22 protein-coding genes are annotated in these 20,107 nt (G+C 33.2%); 15 read left to right on the top strand and 7 right to left on the bottom strand.

Features of this window, described 5'->3' with window-relative positions:
• Nucleotides 1–224: 224 nt before the first annotated feature.
• The 3 genes from NBRC110019_RS07545 to NBRC110019_RS07555 form a co-directional block, all read right to left on the bottom strand.
• A complete protein-coding gene (locus NBRC110019_RS07545; RefSeq protein WP_281753709.1) occupies nucleotides 225–437 on the bottom strand; it encodes a hypothetical protein in 213 nt (70 codons plus the stop codon).
• Nucleotides 438–674: a hypothetical protein gene (locus tag NBRC110019_RS07550; RefSeq protein ID WP_281753711.1), complete on the bottom strand. Its 237-nt coding sequence runs from the start codon at nucleotides 672–674 to the stop codon at nucleotides 438–440.
• 180 nt (nucleotides 675–854) lie between these two features.
• Nucleotides 855–1,505 carry a hypothetical protein gene (locus NBRC110019_RS07555; protein WP_281753713.1) on the bottom strand — a complete coding sequence of 217 codons (651 nt, stop codon included), beginning with the start codon at nucleotides 1,503–1,505 and terminating at the stop codon, nucleotides 855–857.
• Nucleotides 1,506–1,716: 211 nt separating this feature from the next.
• On the opposite strand from NBRC110019_RS07555, the gene NBRC110019_RS07560 reads away from it, so the two are divergent.
• Entirely contained in the window at nucleotides 1,717–2,517 is an 801-nt protein-coding gene (locus tag NBRC110019_RS07560; protein WP_281753714.1) for a class I SAM-dependent methyltransferase, read from the top strand.
• Nucleotides 2,518–2,583: 66 nt separating this feature from the next.
• On the opposite strand, the gene NBRC110019_RS07565 is transcribed toward NBRC110019_RS07560, so the two are convergent.
• Nucleotides 2,584–3,531, bottom strand: coding sequence for a phosphoribosylaminoimidazolesuccinocarboxamide synthase (locus NBRC110019_RS07565; RefSeq protein WP_281753716.1), 948 nt, complete (start codon nucleotides 3,529–3,531; stop codon nucleotides 2,584–2,586).
• Between the two features lie 49 nt (nucleotides 3,532–3,580).
• Complete coding sequence (locus NBRC110019_RS07570; RefSeq protein WP_281753718.1) at nucleotides 3,581–4,537, bottom strand: PhoH family protein; 957 nt, start codon at nucleotides 4,535–4,537, stop codon at nucleotides 3,581–3,583.
• A gap of 178 nt (nucleotides 4,538–4,715) precedes the next feature.
• On the opposite strand from NBRC110019_RS07570, the gene NBRC110019_RS07575 reads away from it, so the two are divergent.
• From NBRC110019_RS07575 to dnaN, 5 genes are all read left to right on the top strand, one after another.
• A complete protein-coding gene (locus NBRC110019_RS07575; protein WP_281753720.1) occupies nucleotides 4,716–5,540 on the top strand; it encodes an SAM hydrolase/SAM-dependent halogenase family protein in 825 nt (274 codons plus the stop codon).
• A 5-nt stretch (nucleotides 5,541–5,545) separates the two neighbouring features.
• Nucleotides 5,546–5,842: a putative quinol monooxygenase gene (locus tag NBRC110019_RS07580; protein ID WP_281753722.1), complete on the top strand. Its 297-nt coding sequence runs from the start codon at nucleotides 5,546–5,548 to the stop codon at nucleotides 5,840–5,842.
• Between the two features lie 10 nt (nucleotides 5,843–5,852).
• Entirely contained in the window at nucleotides 5,853–6,578 is a 726-nt protein-coding gene (gene gldF, locus NBRC110019_RS07585; RefSeq protein WP_281753725.1) for a gliding motility-associated ABC transporter permease subunit GldF, read from the top strand.
• Entirely contained in the window at nucleotides 6,578–8,233 is a 1,656-nt protein-coding gene (gene gldG / locus NBRC110019_RS07590; protein WP_281753726.1) for a gliding motility-associated ABC transporter substrate-binding protein GldG, read from the top strand. Before gldF ends, gldG begins: the two co-directional genes overlap by 1 nt.
• Nucleotides 8,234–8,307: 74 nt before the next feature.
• Nucleotides 8,308–9,426: a DNA polymerase III subunit beta gene (gene dnaN, locus NBRC110019_RS07595; protein WP_281753727.1), complete on the top strand. Its 1,119-nt coding sequence runs from the start codon at nucleotides 8,308–8,310 to the stop codon at nucleotides 9,424–9,426.
• A 78-nt stretch (nucleotides 9,427–9,504) separates the two neighbouring features.
• Here the strand turns inward: dnaN and NBRC110019_RS07600 are convergent, their stop codons facing one another.
• The gene (locus NBRC110019_RS07600) at nucleotides 9,505–10,338 is read right to left on the bottom strand and encodes a universal stress protein (RefSeq protein WP_281753729.1); all 834 of its coding nucleotides are present in this window, start codon (nucleotides 10,336–10,338) and stop codon (nucleotides 9,505–9,507) included.
• Between the two features lie 145 nt (nucleotides 10,339–10,483).
• Here NBRC110019_RS07600 and NBRC110019_RS07605 point away from each other — a divergent pair, with 145 nt between their 5' ends.
• The 4 genes from NBRC110019_RS07605 (at nucleotide 10,484) to NBRC110019_RS07620 (ending at nucleotide 13,088) form a co-directional block, all read left to right on the top strand.
• Nucleotides 10,484–11,197, top strand: a complete 714-nt coding sequence (locus tag NBRC110019_RS07605; protein ID WP_281753731.1) for a histidine kinase — start codon at nucleotides 10,484–10,486, stop codon at nucleotides 11,195–11,197.
• A 60-nt stretch (nucleotides 11,198–11,257) separates the two neighbouring features.
• Nucleotides 11,258–11,527, top strand: coding sequence for a LytS family sensor histidine kinase (locus NBRC110019_RS07610; protein WP_281753733.1), 270 nt, complete (start codon nucleotides 11,258–11,260; stop codon nucleotides 11,525–11,527).
• A 52-nt stretch (nucleotides 11,528–11,579) separates the two neighbouring features.
• Nucleotides 11,580–12,272: a LytR/AlgR family response regulator transcription factor gene (locus NBRC110019_RS07615; RefSeq protein ID WP_281753748.1), complete on the top strand. Its 693-nt coding sequence runs from the start codon at nucleotides 11,580–11,582 to the stop codon at nucleotides 12,270–12,272.
• Nucleotides 12,273–12,365: 93 nt separating this feature from the next.
• Nucleotides 12,366–13,088 carry an intradiol ring-cleavage dioxygenase gene (locus tag NBRC110019_RS07620; protein WP_281753735.1) on the top strand — a complete coding sequence of 241 codons (723 nt, stop codon included), beginning with the start codon at nucleotides 12,366–12,368 and terminating at the stop codon, nucleotides 13,086–13,088.
• A gap of 208 nt (nucleotides 13,089–13,296) precedes the next feature.
• Here NBRC110019_RS07620 and NBRC110019_RS07625 read toward each other — a convergent pair whose 3' ends face one another.
• A complete protein-coding gene (locus NBRC110019_RS07625) occupies nucleotides 13,297–14,208 on the bottom strand; it encodes a sialate O-acetylesterase (protein ID WP_281753737.1) in 912 nt (303 codons plus the stop codon).
• A 267-nt stretch (nucleotides 14,209–14,475) separates the two neighbouring features.
• Between NBRC110019_RS07625 and trmD the strand changes: the two genes are divergently transcribed.
• From trmD to NBRC110019_RS07650, 5 genes are all read left to right on the top strand, one after another.
• Complete coding sequence (gene trmD / locus NBRC110019_RS07630) at nucleotides 14,476–15,153, top strand: tRNA (guanosine(37)-N1)-methyltransferase TrmD (RefSeq protein ID WP_281753739.1); 678 nt, start codon at nucleotides 14,476–14,478, stop codon at nucleotides 15,151–15,153.
• Between the two features lie 171 nt (nucleotides 15,154–15,324).
• Complete coding sequence (gene rplS / locus NBRC110019_RS07635) at nucleotides 15,325–15,675, top strand: 50S ribosomal protein L19 (RefSeq protein ID WP_281753740.1); 351 nt, start codon at nucleotides 15,325–15,327, stop codon at nucleotides 15,673–15,675.
• A 120-nt stretch (nucleotides 15,676–15,795) separates the two neighbouring features.
• On the top strand, nucleotides 15,796–16,614 hold the full coding sequence (locus NBRC110019_RS07640) for a hypothetical protein (protein ID WP_281753742.1): 819 nt from the start codon (nucleotides 15,796–15,798) through the stop codon (nucleotides 16,612–16,614).
• 317 nt (nucleotides 16,615–16,931) lie between these two features.
• Complete coding sequence (locus tag NBRC110019_RS07645; protein WP_281753743.1) at nucleotides 16,932–17,636, top strand: hypothetical protein; 705 nt, start codon at nucleotides 16,932–16,934, stop codon at nucleotides 17,634–17,636.
• Between the two features lie 232 nt (nucleotides 17,637–17,868).
• A complete protein-coding gene (locus NBRC110019_RS07650) occupies nucleotides 17,869–20,085 on the top strand; it encodes an NADP-dependent isocitrate dehydrogenase (protein WP_281753744.1) in 2,217 nt (738 codons plus the stop codon).
• Nucleotides 20,086–20,107 lie beyond the last annotated feature (22 nt).

A 20,107-nucleotide genomic window follows, 5' to 3' on the forward strand; every position in this document is an offset into this window, starting at 1 on the left:
TTTTTATCAGAGCAATAACCAGACAATTTATCTTTGGTAACTTTTCAAGTGATTCTAAAAAATATATTTTAGCGATAAGAGATTTCTCAAATCTATCTGATGATGATATTGGAAATACTAATTATAATCAACTTAATTAACTAAGTACTAATAAAACCTATTTAACCAACGTGCAAACAACATTCATTATATAGACTACACCCTCTAGGTACCTATATAATATTTTATAGTCGCGTACTATAATTCTTCGATACTCGGGAAATATTTCGTCTTCCTTGATATTGCTTTGCAAAAACTAATGCTTTAGAAGCCCTAATAACATCTTTTTTCACAATACTTATTGCCGATGGAGTTTCCTTATAGCGGTAATCTAAAATTGCGTTAAGAGATTCTCTCGCTTGACGTGTCCAAACTACTTGCGTAACTGTCTCAGACATTTAATCCTCATTTTCAAAATCATCCGCAGATATATAGTCCCCATTTTCTATTTGAGAAGCTGCCCTATCTAAAGCTGCTTTATACTCATATCGAGACATTGGCTTACCATCAGGATGATATGCTACAGTTTCATTTTTAAAATAACCTTCATATAAAGCGTCTACCATTTCTATAAAACGTATATCAACCGTTTTTATAGATTGTTCCCACTTTTCTCTTAATTCTAATCCATTCATAATACCGTTACTTTATCAATTCAACATTCGTGTTAATGTAAAAACACTAAAACATGAAAGTAATTTATCATTTTCAATAACAAAACTACCGCCTTATACAGGCGGTAGCTTTTAAGATATCATAAAAATTACGCTGCTAATTTTTATAAAGAGAAAGTTAACCTACACTGGTTATACTTTTTACTCTAGTGTAGTACCATCGGCAAAAATGATTTTTTCAGGTGTCCAAACTACGTTTAAATCTTTCATATCCTTATTCTTAAGGCGCTTATCTTCATCCCTAAATTGATTGTAATCGGTAGTATACGTTCCTTTATACGTCTCCCCTGCTTTTATTGGTTCGTCAATAGTTAGATTAATTGTTTTTATTTCAGCATCAAAAAGATCATTGATTGCTAAAGAACCTTTAAAAGCACGAATTTCTTTATCAGTTTTGTTCTCAAAAACCAGACTGTAGGTTAAATACTTATCGTAATCATACTCCTCGTACCCTTTATTGTACATAGCTACCGTTAATGCCGCTCCCAATTTTTGACGCTTTTCTTCTTCCTCTATTCTAGCTTTTTCTGCTAGTGCCTCTTGTTCTTGTTTATAATCCTTTGCTTCTTTAAGTATTTCTTTATACGTTTTTCCTTCCAAACTATCTCCTTTCAATTTCGCTTTAAGAATCCAACCCATAAGCATTTCACTCTCTGCATCATCCAAGTCTCCAGACTCTTTAATCGCTTTTGCATCTTCTATAAACGTATCGTCACTATAATTTTTACCCAGAGGACCTGAACATGAGTAAAAAGCAATACTAATCAGTACCAGTAATAAAATTTTTTTCATAATTGTTTTTTATTAGTTACAAAGCAAAAGTCGAAAAGTTCTTTTCTAAAACCATACGGCATCCCGTAACCTAGATAGATTTCCACAAGATTTAGAGAAAAATTTTTAAAAAGTCTACAACTACCTTTCTCTTGTACTTACCATATGCCTTTATTCTATTAATTGCCTTACAGAATATTTCCTTTATCTTTAGTCTTTAAAATTAGCAGCTATGAATCCGGAAGAAGATTATATAAACGTAAACCGAACTACCTGGAACCGTAAAACCGATTTCCATTTGGCTTCAGAGTTTTATGATGTAGCAGAATTTATTAAAGGCAAATGCTCTCTAAACGATATTGAACTAAACCTGTTAGGTGATCTTAAAGGTAAAACCATTTTACACTTGCAATGTCATTTTGGACAAGATACCATTTCGTTAAGTCGGCTTGGCGCTAAGGCTACCGGAGTAGACCTATCAGACAAAGCTATAGATGCTGCTAAAGAATTAGCAGATAAAACAAATACAGATACTCAGTTTATTTGTTGTAATATTTACGATTTACCAAAACACCTCAACCAGCAATTTGATATGGTATTTACTAGTTATGGAACTATTGGCTGGTTACCCGATTTAGATCAATGGGCTAAACTAATTTCTACCTACTTAAAACCGGGCGGGCAATTTGTATTTGCTGAGTTTCACCCCGTAGTATGGATGTTCGACTATGACTTTAAAGGTGTAGCCTACAACTATTTTAAGTCAGATACTATTATTGAAACCGAAAGCGGTACCTATGCCGATACCGAAGCAAACATTACCACACAAACCATTACATGGAACCACGCGATGAGTGAAGTCATTACCAGTCTTATCAATAACGGTTTGCAATTAAATATACTCGAAGAATTTGATTATTCTCCCTACAACTGTTTTAATCATACCGTAGAAGTATCCCCAGGAAAATTCCGTATCCAACACCTAGAAGACAAAATACCAATGGTTTACGCCTTAAAAGCAACTAAACCATAGGAATGTATTCCATAAAAAAAATCTCCCTGATTCCTCAGAGAGATTTTTATGTATTTTAAGAAATTCTTATTTACTTAAATATGCAAGAACATTTTTTTCTATACGCTCCTCAATACTGGTGATATCTGCTTTTACAAATTTTTCGGCCATAATATTTTCGTATAGCTCAATATAACGTGCAGAAACGGTTTCTATATATTCATCTGTCATTTCAGGAATCTGTTGCCCTTCTTTCCCCTGGAAACCATTACTAATTAACCACTGACGTACAAACTCTTTAGACAATTGTTTTTGAGGCTCTTCTTTCGCTTGTAATTCTTCGTACCCTTCTGCGTAGAAGTAACGAGAAGAATCGGGCGTATGAATCTCATCAATTAAAACAATCTTACCATCTTTGGTTTTACCAAACTCATATTTAGTATCCACTAAGATAAGTCCACGCTCGGCAGCTATTTCCGTACCTCTTTGAAACAATGCACGGGTATATTTTTCTAACTGAATATAATCCTCTTCACTAACAATCCCATTTGCTAAAATATCCTCACGAGAAATATCTTCATCATGTTCTCCATTATCCGCTTTGGTAGATGGTGTAATAATTGGCTCAGGGAATTTATCGTTCTCCTTCATTCCTTCTGCCATAGCTACCCCACAAAGTAAACGTTTACCAGCTTTGTATTCTCTAGCTGCATGTCCGCTTAAATACCCACGAATCACCATTTCAACTTTAAACGGCTCACACAAATGACCAACCGCTACATTAGGGTCTGGTGTTGCTAGTAACCAATTAGGTACAATATCTTGTGTTTGCTCCATAAACTTGGTAGCAATCTGGTTTAATATTTGTCCTTTAAAAGGAATTCCTTTTGGCATTACCACATCAAACGCAGAAAGACGATCAGTGGCAATCATTACCAAAATCTCATCATTAATATTATAAACTTCTCTCACCTTTCCTTTGTACACCGATTTCTGTCCGGGAAATGTAAAGTTTGAGCTTGTAATAGTATTCATAAGGTTCTTAATTTTAAAAGTTGCAAAGATACAACAGCTTTATCGGTTGTTAATTATCATGCTCAATTTTTTTATAAGCATCTACAATTTCTTTTACCAAACGGTGACGTATTACATCTTTATCATCTAAATACACAATGCCAATACCGGGTACATTAGCCAATACTAACAGAGCCTCTTTAAGTCCAGATATCACACGTCTTGGCAAATCTATCTGTCCTGGGTCACCAGTAATCATAAACTTGGCATTTTTCCCCATACGTGTTAAAAACATTTTCATCTGCGCATGAGTGGTATTCTGTGCCTCATCTAAAATTACAAAAGCATTATCTAAAGTTCTACCCCTCATAAATGCTAAAGGTGCAATTTGTATAATATCCTTTTCAATATAACTAGACAATTTTTCTGCAGGTATCATATCTCTAAGGGCATCATACAACGGTTGCATGTATGGATCAAGCTTTTCTTTTAAATCTCCTGGTAAGAAACCAAGGTTTTCACCTGCCTCCACTGCTGGCCTGGTTAATATAATTCTACGAACCTGCTTCTCCTTTAATGCCTTTACAGCCAATGCTACCCCAGTATAGGTTTTACCTGTACCAGCAGGGCCAATTGCAAAAAGCATGTCGTTTTTCTGCATCAGGTTCACTATTTTCTTTTGGTTAACCGTTTGCGCTTTAATAATCTTTCCACTAACCCCATGAAGCAACACTTCACCCATATCACTACTAGCACCCTCATACGCCTCTCTCGAGTCGTACGTAAGAATACGTTCAATAGTGTTTTCATCAAGTTTATTATACTTACCAAAGTGCGTGACCAGCATATCCAGTCGCTTGTCAAACTCCTCTAGGACACCCTCTTCTCCAAAGGCTTTGATTTTATTTCCTCTAGCCACAATACGTAGCTTCGGAAAATATTTCTTTAAAATTTCGATATTGTGATTTCTTTCTCCAAAAAAATCTCTTGGATTCACCTCGGTAAGTTCAACAACGATTTCGTTCAAAAGCTCTTCTAATTTTAGTTATAAATCTTTTAAAAGATATGAATATAAATATACTACAAAGTACTGAAATTTTAGCTAGTTTTTGTACGTTTGTGTTTGATTTATGAACAACTTTATGTTGACTAATTAAACGATTTAATTTTCTGTATTTTTTAAATACTACAGACCCTTAACCTGTATGGCTATAATTACTCTTACATCTGATTTTGGTTTAAAAGACCCGTATGTAGCTGTACTAAAAGGTGCTATTTACGCAGAATTAGAACAGGCTACTATTGTGGACATTAGCCACTTAATAAGTCCGTTTAACATTCACGAAGGTGCTTACACCCTAAAAACAGCTTATCAACATTACCCCAAAGGTAGTATTCATATTATTGGTATTGATTCTGAAAAAACACCAGAGCAACCCCATGTGGTAGCACTTTATGATGGACATTATTTTATAGGAGCCGACAATGGTATTTTTTTACTGATTGCTCCAAAGGGTAATTTTGAGATGTTAATTACCATAGACTTGCCAGATAAAACCTTAACACCAACCCATATTTTTGCAAGAGCTGCATGCCACATTGCACGTGGAGGACGCCTGGAATTGTTAGGGAGACGAGTACAAACTGTTAAGGAGGTTAAAAACCTTACCCCATCACTCAATAATAACGAAAATTTAATTACTGGAAACGTTATTCATGTAGACAATTACGGGAACGTAGTTACAAATATTACCAAAAATTGGTTTGACTTAATACGTAAGGGGAGAGCCTTTGAAATTACAGTACTTAACTATAAGTTTACCAAAATTTACAACAAATACAGTGAAAGTATTAACTTTGACATTGCTAATGAAAAACGAAATGAAGACGGAAAAAAATTAGCGCTTTTTAATGAAGCAGGATATTTAGAGCTTGCTATTTACAAAAGCAACTTACAAACCGTTGGCGGAGCTTCTTCTTTGTTAGGATTACGCTACCCCGATTCTGTCTTTATTAATTTTATTGATTAAAACATATGTTTATTAGAATAGTGAAATTAACTTTTCAACCTGAAAAAGTAGAAGAATTCAAAGCTATGTTTGAGGCTAAAAAAGAGCTTATTAGAAACTTTGAAGGCTGTGAATTTCTTGAACTCTATCAAGACAAAAACGAACCACATATATTTTTCACCTATAGCTACTGGCAAGACGAGGCCGACCTTGAAAACTATCGTAACTCCGACTTGTTTAAAGAGGTATGGAAAACAACTAAAGCATGGTTTGGCAATAAAGCCGAGGCATGGAGCGTTGACAAACTTGTATCATTAGCATAAATTAGCATTCATGTACGCAATCTTAAAAAAAGAAATCAATTCCTTTTTTGCTTCTCCTATAGGGTATTTAGTTATCGGGGTTTTTCTAACCGCTAGTAGCTTATTCTTATGGGTATTTAAAGGAGACTACAATATTTTAGACAATGGCTTTGCCGACATCAACGGTTTTTTCTTTCTAGCTCCGTGGCTTATGCTTTTCTTAATTCCCGCAATCACCATGAAAGGATTTTCAGAAGAGAAAAAACAAGGTATGCTCGAAATTTTATTTACGAAACCTATAAGTCTACCGGCTTTAGTTAGTGCTAAATTTTTTGCTGCCCTATTACTTACATTTATTGCTTTGGTTCCTACTTTAATTTATGTTTACACGGTATATACTCTAGGACAACCTGTTGGAAATATAGATTTAGGTAGTATATTAGGTTCTTACTTAGGACTTTTCTTTTTAATTTGCACTTATACTGCAGTAGGGCTTTTTGCTTCTACCCTATCAGAAAATCAAATTGTTGCTTTTATTATTGCCATTTGTTGTAGCTTTTTACTGCTATATGGCCCTGAGCTACTAAGTGGATTAAATGAAAGCAATCCGTTACTTATAAGTAGCTTTGGTTTAAAAGCACATTATAACAATATTAGTCGTGGAGTTATAGACACTAGAGACATCATCTATTTTATATCTTTTACTTTTTTCTTTCTATACCTAACTACCGTTAAACTAAAAAAACTACACCAGTAATGATAAAAAAAACACCCGTACAAATACTTGTTGTTGCCCTTTTACTGGTTCTTATTAACTGGGTACTTTCAGATTATTATCTTCGTTTTGATGTTACCAAAGACAAACGCTACACGCTTTCTGAAACAACCTTAAATGCTTTAGACAATGTAGACCAACCTTTATATGTTGATGTTCTATTACAAGGCGAATTCCCTGCACAGTTTAAAAAACTTCAATACGAATTACAACAATTATTAGAACAATATAAAAACGAAAACGATAATATCATCTTCACTTTTACCAATCCGTTAGAAGGAGAAGAAAATCCGGATGAGACCATTCAGTATTTAAATAGTTTAGGCATGATGCCTACCAACATTCCTATTACTGAAAATGGTAAAAAATCGCTTACTCAAATTTTCCCATGGGCAGTAGCCAACTATGGCCAAAAAACTGTGAGAGTTCCGTTGCTTATAAACAACATGGGAAGCAATGCAGATGAAAACATTAACAAATCGGTACAACAATTAGAATATAACCTTACCGATGCTATCACTAAATTAACCATTATTCAAAAAAAGAAGGTTGCTATTTTAAAAGGTAATGGAGAGTTGAGTGATAAATACTTTGCTGACTTTCTGGTAAATCTTAAAGAATACTATCGTCTAGGTAAATTCGACTTAGATTCTTTGACATCAAAACCTGAGAAAGTACTTGAAAACTTAAATAAGTTTGACGCAGCTATTATAGCCAAACCTACCGAAGAGTTTACAGATACCGAAAAGCAAATTATAGATCAATACATCATGAATGGTGGTAAAACCCTTTGGTGTTTAGATCAGGTTACTATTGACCTTGATAGCTTACAAAATGAGCAACAAGCTACCTTTGCTTTTCCTAGAAAATTAAACTTAGATGATTTACTTTTTAAATACGGAGTTCGACTTAACTATAATTTAGTAGAAGATATGATTTCTACGCCTATTACAGTACAAACCACTAATGGCAACATGCCATTAGATTGGTTATTGAGTCCGATAACTGTATCACCAGAAAACCACCCTATTAACAAAAATATCAACGTTGTTAAGTTAGAGTTTGCCAATCAGATAGACACACTCAATAACGGTATTAAAAAAACAGTACTATTAGAAAGTTCTCCACAATCTAAAGTTATAGGTACTCCTATAGAAATTAACCTAAACAGATATTCAGGTACGCTGCAACCCGATTATTTTAATCAGGGTTCACAAATACTAGGGGTTTTATTAGAGGGGAATTTTACCAGTGGTTTTAAAAACCGTATAAAACCGGTTAACCTACCAAAATCGCTCGATCAAAGTGTAGACAACAAAATGATTATTATAAGCGACGGCGATATCATCAATTACAATTATGCCAATAAAAAACCTTTGATGAACGGTATCGACCCATGGACTCAACAGATCTATGGAAACAAAGATTTCTTAGTTAACTGCATGAATTACCTTTTAGACGACAACGGACTTATAAACATTCGAGGAAAAGAAATTAAGCTGGCATTTTTAGATCATGAAAAAATAGAAACGAACGAATTTTCTATAAAATTAATAAACATAGGGGTTCCCATACTTTTATTAAGTATATTTGGTGGTATATTTCTTTTTGTAAGAAAAAGAAAATACACAAAATAAGTGTTAATAAGTTTGTTTCTGATTAACTTACAATTAAAATATATTTGTAATTCTGAATATAAACCGAACAACTAATGAAATTTATAGTATCGAGTTCGTACTTATTAAAGCAACTTCAAGTTTTAGGAGGTGTAATTAATAATAGCAATACATTACCAATTCTGGACAACTTTCTTTTTGAAATTTCCAGTAATAAATTAACTGTTTCAGCTTCTGATTTAGAAACTACCATGATTACTACGTTAGATGTAGAATCAGAATCTGAAGGAAGTATTGCAGTACCTGCAAAGCTATTATTAGATACCCTTAAAACGTTTCCTGAACAACCGCTAACGTTTGTTGTAGAAAGTAATAACACTATTGAGATAAGTTCTAACCATGGTAAATATGCTTTAGCATATGCAGATGGCGAAGAATTCCCTAAGACTGTTAGTTTAACTGATCCTAGTTCTACTACATTAATGGGAGATATTTTAGCAACTGCTATTAGCAAAACTATTTTCGCAACAGGTAACGATGATTTAAGACCTGTAATGAGTGGGGTGTTTTTCCAGTTTTCTCCTGAAAACTTAACGTTTGTTGCTACAGATGCTCACAAACTTGTAAAGTACCAGCGTACAGATGTTACTGCAAGTCAGGTAGCAGAATTTATTATGCCTAAAAAACCTTTAAATCTTTTAAAAGGTATTTTATCTGGCAGCGAAAGTGACGTACTTATTGAATATAACGAAAGTAATGCTAAATTTACTTTTGATAATGTAGAACTAGTTTGTAGACTTATCGATGGTAAGTACCCTAATTACGAAGCTGTAATACCAAAAGAAAACCCAAACAAATTAACAATTGACAGATCTCAGTTTTTAAGTTCTGTGAAAAGGGTTTCAATTTTCTCTAACAAAACTACACATCAAATTCGTTTGAAAATTGCAGGAGCAGAATTAAACATTTCTGCAGAAGATATTGACTACAGCAACAAAGCTGAAGAAAGACTTACCTGTGATTACAGAGGAGACGATATGCAAATTGGATTCAACTCTCGTTTCTTAACAGAAATGCTTAACAATTTAAGTGCAGCCGAGGTAACCCTTGAAATGTCTTTACCAAACAGAGCAGGTATCTTAAACCCTATTGATGGTTTAGATGAAGGAGAAACAATTACCATGCTGGTAATGCCTGTAATGTTAAATTCGTAACTAACCAACCTCAAATATTTAAAACCGCCATTTAGCTATGCTAAAGGCGGTTTTTGCTTTTTATAAATAATGGCTTTTTTATTTAATACTCATTAATGGAATTTTCGTTTGAGACTCCATACGTTTCACTAAATCTTTATGAAATACCTTTCTAAGAGCACTTGTTTCTTTACGCTCTTTCATAACTATCATTTGGGCTTTTTGAGCTGTTATAAAATTAAGTAATCCTCTTAAAATATCTTCATTATAAACAATATCTAAGCTCTTATTACTATAAGGTACTGCATCATATAAGAATTCTTTAAATTCAGTAAAAGCCACTATTTTTTCGTCAGACTTACGCTCTGCAACATGCACCACTTTTATAGTTGTATTAGTGTTCTCAAAAAGAGGTAACACTTTCTTTAGTGTAGCTATATCCTCTTTTTGAAGTGTAGTAGCAAATACTACTGTAGTTAATACATTGGATACAGACAACTCTGGTACTGCCACTACAGGAATACTCAAATTAGCGATTAACGACTGGGTAGTACTACCCATAAAAAACTCTTGCAACGGATTCATTCCGTGTACACCAAGTACAATTAAATCTGTACTATTTTCAGCAACATAAGCTGTAAGTGTTTCCTCTACATTATCCCCTTTTTCAGTATCAAATGTAATTCCAGCTAACGCATCGGCAGATAAATGCTTCGCGCAAAACTCCTTCATTAACTTAGTGTATGCACCTTTTGCCCCGTTTTCAAAATCTTCAAAAGTCGGTTTAGGCACATCACTATTCCATATAGTAGGGTACTCCAAAACATTCAATACTGTTAATGATGCTCCAGTTAACGTACTCAAAAAATACGCATATTTTAAAGCAGAAACAGAATTGTTAGAGTAATCTGTGGCATATACTATGTTGTTCATATCTTCTTTTTTTTAATTATATATAAATTTACAATAATTTTACAGGTTAAAAAACAACTTTTATCAATAAAACCTCTCAAAAAACAACTTTTTATTAATAACATTTTCATTTAACTTCCCCTTGTTATTATTACATCACTAAACCATGACCCTAACAAAAAAAGAGAATTATATCCATATACTATTTGGATTATTTTTATTAACCCTTCCCTTTATTACTTCTCCTGATATTTCTTCGGGTTGGGCTCTTTTAAAGATACGCCCTTTTCAGCATAGTTTTCTAAGATATTTTCTACTAGTTATTTTCCTATATTCAAATTATTACCTGATAATCCCAAATTTTTATATTAAAAAAAGATGGACATTATTAGTTATTGTCTTAGTCATATCATATTTAATTATATCGTTGCTACCTTCATTTGTTTTAGGAAATGAAGTGAATAACATATCTAATAACGACAGACTACTCCCTCCACAGACGTCTTTCGAAAATAATAATTCTAACAATTTCCCCCTACCAGATTTTAATAGACCCGTCCCCCAAAAAAATACTATGCCCCCAGAAAATGGTTTCTTAGGCAATAACTTTATCATTCCGTTTTTAGGAGTCTTTGCACTCTCTCTAGTTTTTAAATTAAATAATAACCTAAAAGAAATTCAACACAAAAAAGTAATTGCAGAACTTTCATACCTAAAAGCAAAAATAAATCCACACTTTTTATTTAATACCCTTAATAACATCTATTCATTAGCCTTAAAAAAATCTGATATTACTGCAGATGCCGTTTTAAAACTATCTGGAATGATGCGCTACGTTGTAACAGAAAGTAATCATCAAAAAGTACCTTTAGAAAAATAAATAGAATATATTAACGACTACATAGCATTACAACAACTACGATTAAACAAACTAATAACCTTGAATTTTTCTGTAAAAGGATCTCCGAGCAATAAAGAAATTGCCCCACTTATACTCATAAACTTTATAGAAAATGCCTTTAAATACGGTGTTTCTTCCAATCAAGAATCTACTATTTCAATAAATATTACAATAGAGGAAAGAAAAATAATTCTTAACGTATACAATACAATTGTAAAAAAATATATTTCTAAAGTAAGCTCTACAAAAGAAGGTATAGCAAACACACAAAAAAGGTTAGAAATGGTGTATCCTAATAAGCATTCTTAGCTATCAATGATACCAATGAAACGTATGATTTAACCCTAAAAATAGAACTTTGATGAAAATTAAAGCTATTGCTTTAGACGATGAACCTTTGGCTTTGGATATCATAAAAGCATATCTGAAAGATGTACAAGAGGTTACTCTGAAAGAAACATTTACCAATCAGTACGATGCAATTAACTATTTGCAAAATAACTCAATTGATTTATTGTTTCTAGATATAGAAATGCCAGGTTTTAACGGTATAGAGCTATACAAATCACTAAAAAGTAACACTAAGGTAATTTTTACAACTGCGTATAGCGAGTATGCTATTGAAGGCTTTAATGTTAATGCAATAGATTATTTACTTAAACCTATTGCAAAGGATAGGTTTATGGTAGCCTTACAAAAAGCAACTCAAACAATTCATTCTAATAGTAAAGAGAAAGCAACCATAACATATTTGAATGTAAAGGTCGATTATAAAATTAAACAGATTTCTTTAAATGAAATTTTATTTATTGAAAGCTTAGACGATTATGTTCGTATTCATCTAAAAGATAACACCAATATAGTTACCCGCACTACCTTAAAAAGTATGCTAGAGAAACTTCCTGAAACTCAATTTATGCGAGTACACCGTTCGTATATTGTAGCCATAGATAAACTATCTTCCTACTACAAACAAACCATTAAAATAGGTGATTTCACAATACCCGTTAGTGAAACATATAAAAAAGCACTGACAGATATTTTTAATATTTAATGTATTCACCTCATAAAAAACCTTATTCACCTCTTTTATTTGAAAATCTCAGCCTTAGCAAGTAGATTTAATAAAAAATAAAAGTAACGAGGTATGAAAAGAAAAGATTTTTTAAAAAAAGGCTTAGTTGGTATGGGTACCATAGTGGCCTTACCAAGAGTAATCTCAAGTTGTACTGCAGAAGACGATACCATTACCGAAACTTCGTCAGACACTACCGATACTGAAAGTAATTCTGATGCTAATTGCGAATTATCACCTAGTGAAACCGCAGGCCCCTTCCCTATCCTTAGTCCGGCTGATCTAGTAAGAGCTAATATTATTTCAGATCGTGCGGGTATTGCATTACTTATTACATTGACAGTACAAGATCAAAGTGACGACTGTAATCCGCTTGCTGGTGTATATGTAGATATATGGCATTGTGATGCCGATGGTAACTATTCTGAATACGGAGGTAGTCAAATGCAGTCTACCGATTACACTGATAAGCATTTCTTAAGGGGACGACAAACCACTGATGACAACGGACAAGTATCATTCATCAGTATTTTCCCGGGATGGTATTCCGGTAGGGCTCCACACATACATTTAGAAGTTTTAGATAGCAATGAAAATTCTCTAAGAGTGAGCCAAATAGCATTTCCTGAAGACATATGCGAAACGGTATATGATACTAGTGACTACCATGGATCGGCAGATACAGAAAACGATACCGACAATGTGTTTTCAGATAGTTTAGATGGTAATATAGCCGATTCATTAACCGGAAATACTACCGATGGTTATACATTATTAAAAACAATTGTGGTATAATGACAGTTAACAAATCAATAGAAACTTACGGAATCTTATTACTGTTTTGTGGAATACTATTATACTCGGAAAATAAAAACGATTTCAGGCATAAGAAATCAAGGTCTAATCGTAAAACGGAAGTACTTTCCCCAAACCTTTCCTAAATAAATGCCCGGTCTAATATAGTAGCCGGGCATTTAGTTTGATATTATTTTTCAGAGTTCATTTATTTTAAAAGCGGAATCATCTTTAGTGCAAATTGCTTTCCAAAGTCTATATATCCCTCAGAATTATAATGCCAAGTATCAGAATACCCATAATACCTAGTAGTTCTAACAATAGCAGCGTTACCATCTGTTTTAGCAAATTTTTCCTGAGCATACTGAACCAATTCACCGTATGGCCATACCTTCCCTTCATCAGTATTCCATGAATCAGAAATTTTACCAATCACCACAGGTAAATCATCTGTAAGCATACTAGCACGTATTAAATCCATTAATCGTTTTAAATTGTCGTAATAACGTAAAGCAACTGCCTCATCATAAGACGCATCTTGCTCACCTTGCATCCATAAAATACCAGAAGGTTTTAACGTATTTGCTTTACCATCTCCATCTATATCTCCAGCCTTCAATGCATTCTTCATAGTAGTTAAAAAATAATCATATTGATTTAATCCTTTTCTACCATTAAAATCAGGCTCCCAACAACCCGCCCAATCAAGCGCAGCAATACTATCTATAGATGTACCTCCTCTTGAATACTTTATCAAGGCAATTTTCTTATCAGGATATTTTTGCTTTAACATATAAGCAAAACTTAACTCTACCCCAAATCTATCTGAATAGGTATTTTTCTCTCCGTTAGATACAAAACCAGTACCATGACCAGGTTGTAATTTAGACCAAATGCCCAATCCTCCACCTTCAGTAGTGCCATCTACCACCGTATTACCATGAAAAATGTATACATCCTTCATTTTTTTAGTTAATGAATCCGGAAGTTCTTTTACATATCCATAACCATCCATGTTAGATTGTCCTCCTAAAAAGAACAACATATATTCATTTCCTTTTTTTTGTGCTGAAACCAGTAACCCCATCATTAGAGATACTAAAAAAACTATTTTTTTCATTTTAATTAGTAGTTAGTAATTATCATAGATTAATTAGCCTCATAATTATGAACTTTTTAATAGCTCAACAGGCTTATTGTTAACTTGACTACAAAGTAAAGAAACGAGATATTCTCTAAAAGAAAAATACCATAAATATTTTAATTTCTGATATCATACATTATCTTTTAAAAGATATTCATATAATTATTAAGAAGATCATTGTTTATAAGTACATCTATATACTTTTAAATAAAAAATACGCACCTTTGCAAAAAATACGGCACCATGCGAATTGATATTATAACGGTATTACCTGAACTTTTAAAAAGTCCGTTTGAAGCCTCCATTTTAAAAAGAGCAATTGAAAAAGAACTGGTTGAAGTTCATTTTCATAATCTGAGAGATTATGTAACCGATAACTACAAACAAATAGATGATTATCAGTTTGGTGGTGGTGCAGGAATGGTGATGATGATAGAGCCAATTGATAAGTGCATCGCTCAACTTAAATCGGAACGTACTTACGATGAAGTTATCTATATGACTCCTGATGGAGAAACATTGGATCAGGGAATTGCAAATACGATGTCTCTAAAAGAAAACATTATTATTCTTTGCGGGCATTACAAAGGAGTAGATCAACGTGTTCGCGACCAGTTTATTACCAAAGAAATTTCTATTGGAGATTATGTGTTATCTGGAGGAGAACTGGGAGCCGCTGTTTTTTGTGATGCGGTTATACGACTTTTACCGGGCGTATTGAATGACGAAACTTCTGCTCTAACAGATTCTTTTCAAGATAATTTATTAGCTCCTCCGGTATACACAAGACCTTCAGAATATAAAGGATGGAAAGTACCAGAGATTCTATTAAGTGGTAATTTTCCTAAGATTGAAGAATGGAGAGAGCAGCAAGCCTACGAACGTACGAAAACAAGAAGACCAGACCTTTTAGAGGATTAAACGATAACTTCTTGATTTACAACTAGAAAAAAACTTATATTTTATATAAAAAATTGACTCTTAGGTGTTGCATAGAATTATTTATTTACTAATTTTGCAACCACTTTTGGAGTAACCTCTGGCGAGGTACGTGAATGTTGCTTTGAAATAACACTATCAAATGATTTAAGAATGGAATCGTTAATTAAGTTTGTACAAGACGAGTTTGTAACAAAAAATGAATTTCCTGAATTTTCTGCAGGAGACACAATTACTGTGTATTACGAAATTAAAGAAGGTGAAAAAACACGTACTCAGTTTTTTAGAGGTGTTGTAATTCAAAAAAGAGGTGCTGGTGCTTCTGAAACATTTACTATTAGAAAAATGTCTGGTACTGTAGGTGTTGAGCGTATTTTCCCAGTAAACATGCCTGCTTTACAAAAAATTGAAATTAACAAAAGAGGTAAGGTTAGAAGATCTCGTATTTTCTACTTTAGAGGTCTTACCGGTAAAAAAGCAAGAATTAAAGAAGCTAGACGCTAATTTAATTACGCTAAAAAATATAAAAAAGCACTGCCATAAAGCAGTGCTTTTTTACTATCTAAAAGGCAAATTTCTTACATAAAATAACTAATTTTGTTTTCTTACCAAGAAAATAAAATTATGAAAAGAGTTATTTTAGTCATTGTAGCACTTACAACACTCCTATCATGTAGTTCTGATGATAATACTTCTACCAACACCCCTACATTACCTACAGCCGTAAATATAGGCACCCTGATTTTTCTTAAAAACGACTACAACTATATAGGTTTCAGTAATTTTTCAGATACCAACAGGATGCAATTTGAATATAACAGCAATAATCAAATAACAGCTATGTTGGGTGGCTTGGAAGTTTATGGCAATTTCGACTCCTTCGAAAATTATCGATTTAACGAATCCGTTGTGAACAATATTACATACAATGGAAACATTGTAACGGTAAAAAACCCATTTAAGTTTACCATGTATTTTACTTCAGAAGAAAATTATATAGACTATGAAATAAGTAATGGGCAATTATTATCCCGTACATTTTATGGAGGTAGCTATCAAACTCCAGTTACGTATACTTATGAATATTCAGGAAACACCATTAACGAATATGAAGGAACTATGTTAAAAAGAACTTTTTATTTAGAGAATGACAACCTAACTAAAATTGATTTGTTTATCTATGATAGTAGTACAAATGAGATTTCTTCTAAACGTCAATTTACTTTTGAGAATTATAATGACACCGAGAATTTATTAAAAGATAAATATTTTATTGACGGGGCTTTTTTAAAAGCCTTCTCTGAAAACAACTTTAGCAAGTTCGGATATCAGGACTATACCTATGAAAATGGAACTTTTGTTATGGATGGCAGCCACTTTTATTATGAATTTAGCTATGACCCTGTATGGAATAATACATATAGCCTATTTGATATTAATTAGGGCTGATTATCTCACTGGAAGCGCAAAAAATGTCTAAAAATAACTATTGAAGTCATCTCAACATAGAATGCTAGAAATTTGATTGTTAATTAAAAAAATAATAATTAAATAATATATTAAAATAATTTTGTATATTTATTACACTAAAGTGTTGAACATTCAAAGTTCATTATTATTGAAAATGAACCGGAAGTAATCAAGGGTTACAGTTTAAGCACATGGTTTAAACATATGTTCCGGAGTATTTTCAGAAAAACCCGTACTAATGAAGATTTGGTACGGGTTTTTTATATTTTTGACATACCAACTAATACACCATGACTTCTTTAAACAACCAATACATCTATTGTAAAAATTGTATTCATAGAGATTTTAATGTTTCACAAGGTACCTTATGCGGATTAACCAAGGAGAAACCTAATTTTGCAAATACGTGTCCTCAATTTATTTTAGACCCTACGTTAGAAGAGCTTGTAAATGATGTAGGAATTATTGATACTGATACCATTCTATTTAAAAACACCCATGGCATAGTAAGACCTAACAAAAAAGATGAAAGATACGCTTTTGGTCTCACCGCAGGTATTTTTGCCGGTTTAGTCGGAGCTACTTTATGGACATACATTACCATAGCTACGCTACATCATATAGGGTATATAGCGTTTCTTATTGGTGCCGGTATTGCCTTGGCCGTTAGAACTTTTGGAAAAGGATATTCTGAAAAGTTTTGCTATACAGCAGCTATTATAACCGTATTTAGCTGTTTAACAGGTCACTTCTTTAGTATATTTGGATATGCAGCACAACAAGAAGAATTATCTTTATTTAAAGTCTTATTTTATTTAGATAACAATCAAATTTCTAGCATCTATTTTAATAGCTTTACTATTATGAGCATTCTCATCTATGCTATAGCGGCTATGGAAAGCTATATGTTTACAAAACATGGAAACCCCAAAAAATTACCCTTTTCAAATATTAACAAAACCAGAAATAAACGAAGCTTTTTGAATAGGGATTAATCAATCTTATTTTTAACAATAAATTATTTAATCTACCATAATTAACGACTCTCACTCAAACTACAATTTAACGCCTTAAAATTACAGTTTCGACAGTATCTTAACACAATTTACACCATAGTGATAATTTTATATAGTACTTACCAAAAGTATATATAGCTAAATTTTAAAAAACTCTTTAAAATTGTATATTTGCTTCCATTTCAAATAAATATATGATTAAATAATCCCTATGTCAAATTCAAAGATAATGTATACTATAACGGATGAGGCTCCGATGCTGGCAACTCATTCGTTTCTGCCAATTGTACAGGCATTCACTAAATCATCAGGCATCACTTTTGAAACCAAAGACATTTCATTAGCCGCAAGAATTTTAGCCAATTTTGCAGATATGTTACCTGCAAACCAACAAGTACCTGATGCGTTAGCAGAATTAGGTACTTTAGCTACTACTCCAGAAGCTAATATTATAAAATTACCTAATATTTCTGCATCAGTTCCTCAGTTAACTGCTGCTATTAAGGAATTACAAGCACAAGGTTATGCCTTACCAGATTATCCTGCTGATGCAAAAACTGATGAAGAAAAAGCGATTAAGGCTACATATGCTAAAGTGCTAGGATCTGCAGTAAACCCGGTTCTAAGAGAAGGTAACTCTGACCGTAGAGCTCCTAAAGCTGTTAAAAATTATGCAAAAGCGCATCCTCACAGTATGGGTGCATGGACAGCCGACTCTAAGTCGCATGTAGCTTCTATGACTGAAGGTGATTTTTATGGTAGTGAAAAATCTGTTACGATAGCTGCCCCTACAACCTTTTCTATTTCTTTTGAAGGTGCCGATGGTAGTACTAAAATTTTAAAAGATGCTAGTCCGTTAGAGGCTGGAGAAATTATAGACAGCTCTGTTATAAGCATGAGCCAACTTAAAGCTTTCATCGCTAAAGAAATTGCTGATGCAAAAGCTACTGGTGTATTATTTTCTGTACACTTAAAAGCAACCATGATGAAGATTTCTGATCCTTTAATTTTTGGTGCTTTTGTAGAAGTATTCTTCAAAGATGTATTTGAAAAGTATGCCGATACCTTTACTGCCTTGGGTGTAGATACCAAAAATGGCTTAGGTGATGTATATGCTAAAATAAAAGGTACCGAAAAACAAGCTGAAATTGAAGCTGCATTAGAAGCTGCAATTACTGCCGGACCAGATTTAGCAATGGTAAACTCTGATAAAGGAATTACCAACCTACACGTACCTTCTGATGTAATTATTGATGCTTCTATGCCTGCTATGATCAGAAACTCTGGTCAAATGTGGAACAAAGAAGGTAAAAGTCAAGATACGAAAGCTGTAATACCAGATCGTTGTTATGCTGGTGTATATCAAGCTACAATTGATTTTTGTAAAACTAACGGTGCCTTAGATCCAACTACAATGGGAAGCGTTTCTAATGTTGGTTTAATGGCTAAAAAAGCTGAAGAGTACGGTTCTCATGATAAAACGTTTCAAATAGAAGCTGAAGGAACTGTAAAGGTTACCAATGGAGAAGGAACTGTTTTAATGGAACAAGTTGTTGAAGCTGGTGATATTTTCAGAATGTGTCAGGTTAAAGACGCCCCTATTCAAGATTGGGTTAAACTTGCTGTAAACAGAGCTAAAGCTACAGATAATCCAGCTATTTTTTGGTTAGATGAAGTAAGAGCTCACGACTCTGAGATTATCAAGAAAGTAGATACATACCTAAAAGATTACGATACTACAGGTTTAGAAATTAAAATATTAGCACCTATTGATGCTACTACCTATTCGCTTGAAAGAATTGTAAAAGGACTAGATACTATTTCTGTAACAGGTAACGTATTAAGAGATTATTTAACAGATTTATTCCCAATTCTTGAAGTTGGTACTTCTGCAAAAATGCTTTCTATTGTGCCATTAATGAATGGTGGTGGTTTATTTGAAACCGGTGCCGGTGGATCTGCTCCTAAGCATGTTGACCAATTCTTAACTGAAAACCACTTACGTTGGGATTCTTTAGGAGAATTTTTAGCTCTTGGTGTTTCTTTAGAGCATTTAGGTGAAACCTATAATAATGCTAAAGCTCTTGTATTAGCAGAAGCTTTAGATATTGCTACTGAAAAATTCTTAGAGAACGACAAGTCGCCATCAAGAAAAGTAAACGAATTAGATAACAGAGGTAGTCATTTCTATTTATCTATGTATTGGGCAAAAGCATTAGCTTCTCAAACAAAAGATGAAGAACTTAAGGCCATCTTTACGCCTGTTTTTGAGCAAATGAGTTCAAATGAAGCTACTATTACTGAGGAGTTGGTTGCTGTTCAAGGTACTACTATGGATATTGGAGGTTATTACAAACCAAGTGCAGAAGCAACTTATGCTGCTATGCGCCCTAGTACCATGTTTAACACTATTATCGATTCGTTATAAGATTTAAGATCATTTAGCTATG

Origin of the sequence: Neptunitalea chrysea, assembly GCF_027924145.1 — a bacterium.
Classification (GTDB): domain Bacteria; phylum Bacteroidota; class Bacteroidia; order Flavobacteriales; family Flavobacteriaceae; genus Neptunitalea; species Neptunitalea chrysea.

Bases quoted from the DNA above. Each gene is read 5' to 3' on its own strand.
- NBRC110019_RS07545 (WP_281753709.1), bottom strand. From the start codon at position 437: ATGTCTGAGACAGTTACGCAAGTAGTTTGGACACGTCAAGCGAGAGAA.
- NBRC110019_RS07550 (WP_281753711.1), bottom strand. From the start codon at position 674: ATGAATGGATTAGAATTAAGAGAAAAGTGGGAACAATCTATAAAAACG.
- NBRC110019_RS07555 (WP_281753713.1), bottom strand. From the start codon at position 1,505: ATGAAAAAAATTTTATTACTGGTACTGATTAGTATTGCTTTTTACTCA.
- NBRC110019_RS07560 (WP_281753714.1), top strand. From the start codon at position 1,717: ATGAATCCGGAAGAAGATTATATAAACGTAAACCGAACTACCTGGAAC.
- NBRC110019_RS07565 (WP_281753716.1), bottom strand. From the start codon at position 3,531: ATGAATACTATTACAAGCTCAAACTTTACATTTCCCGGACAGAAATCG.
- NBRC110019_RS07575 (WP_281753720.1), top strand. From the start codon at position 4,716: ATGGCTATAATTACTCTTACATCTGATTTTGGTTTAAAAGACCCGTAT.
- NBRC110019_RS07580 (WP_281753722.1), top strand. From the start codon at position 5,546: ATGTTTATTAGAATAGTGAAATTAACTTTTCAACCTGAAAAAGTAGAA.
- gldF (WP_281753725.1), top strand. From the start codon at position 5,853: ATGTACGCAATCTTAAAAAAAGAAATCAATTCCTTTTTTGCTTCTCCT.
- gldG (WP_281753726.1), top strand. From the start codon at position 6,578: ATGATAAAAAAAACACCCGTACAAATACTTGTTGTTGCCCTTTTACTG.
- dnaN (WP_281753727.1), top strand. From the start codon at position 8,308: ATGAAATTTATAGTATCGAGTTCGTACTTATTAAAGCAACTTCAAGTT.
- NBRC110019_RS07600 (WP_281753729.1), bottom strand. From the start codon at position 10,338: ATGAACAACATAGTATATGCCACAGATTACTCTAACAATTCTGTTTCT.
- NBRC110019_RS07605 (WP_281753731.1), top strand. From the start codon at position 10,484: ATGACCCTAACAAAAAAAGAGAATTATATCCATATACTATTTGGATTA.
- NBRC110019_RS07615 (WP_281753748.1), top strand. From the start codon at position 11,580: ATGAAAATTAAAGCTATTGCTTTAGACGATGAACCTTTGGCTTTGGAT.
- NBRC110019_RS07620 (WP_281753735.1), top strand. From the start codon at position 12,366: ATGAAAAGAAAAGATTTTTTAAAAAAAGGCTTAGTTGGTATGGGTACC.
- NBRC110019_RS07625 (WP_281753737.1), bottom strand. From the start codon at position 14,208: ATGAAAAAAATAGTTTTTTTAGTATCTCTAATGATGGGGTTACTGGTT.
- trmD (WP_281753739.1), top strand. From the start codon at position 14,476: ATGCGAATTGATATTATAACGGTATTACCTGAACTTTTAAAAAGTCCG.
- rplS (WP_281753740.1), top strand. From the start codon at position 15,325: ATGGAATCGTTAATTAAGTTTGTACAAGACGAGTTTGTAACAAAAAAT.
- NBRC110019_RS07640 (WP_281753742.1), top strand. From the start codon at position 15,796: ATGAAAAGAGTTATTTTAGTCATTGTAGCACTTACAACACTCCTATCA.
- NBRC110019_RS07645 (WP_281753743.1), top strand. From the start codon at position 16,932: ATGACTTCTTTAAACAACCAATACATCTATTGTAAAAATTGTATTCAT.
- NBRC110019_RS07650 (WP_281753744.1), top strand. From the start codon at position 17,869: ATGTCAAATTCAAAGATAATGTATACTATAACGGATGAGGCTCCGATG.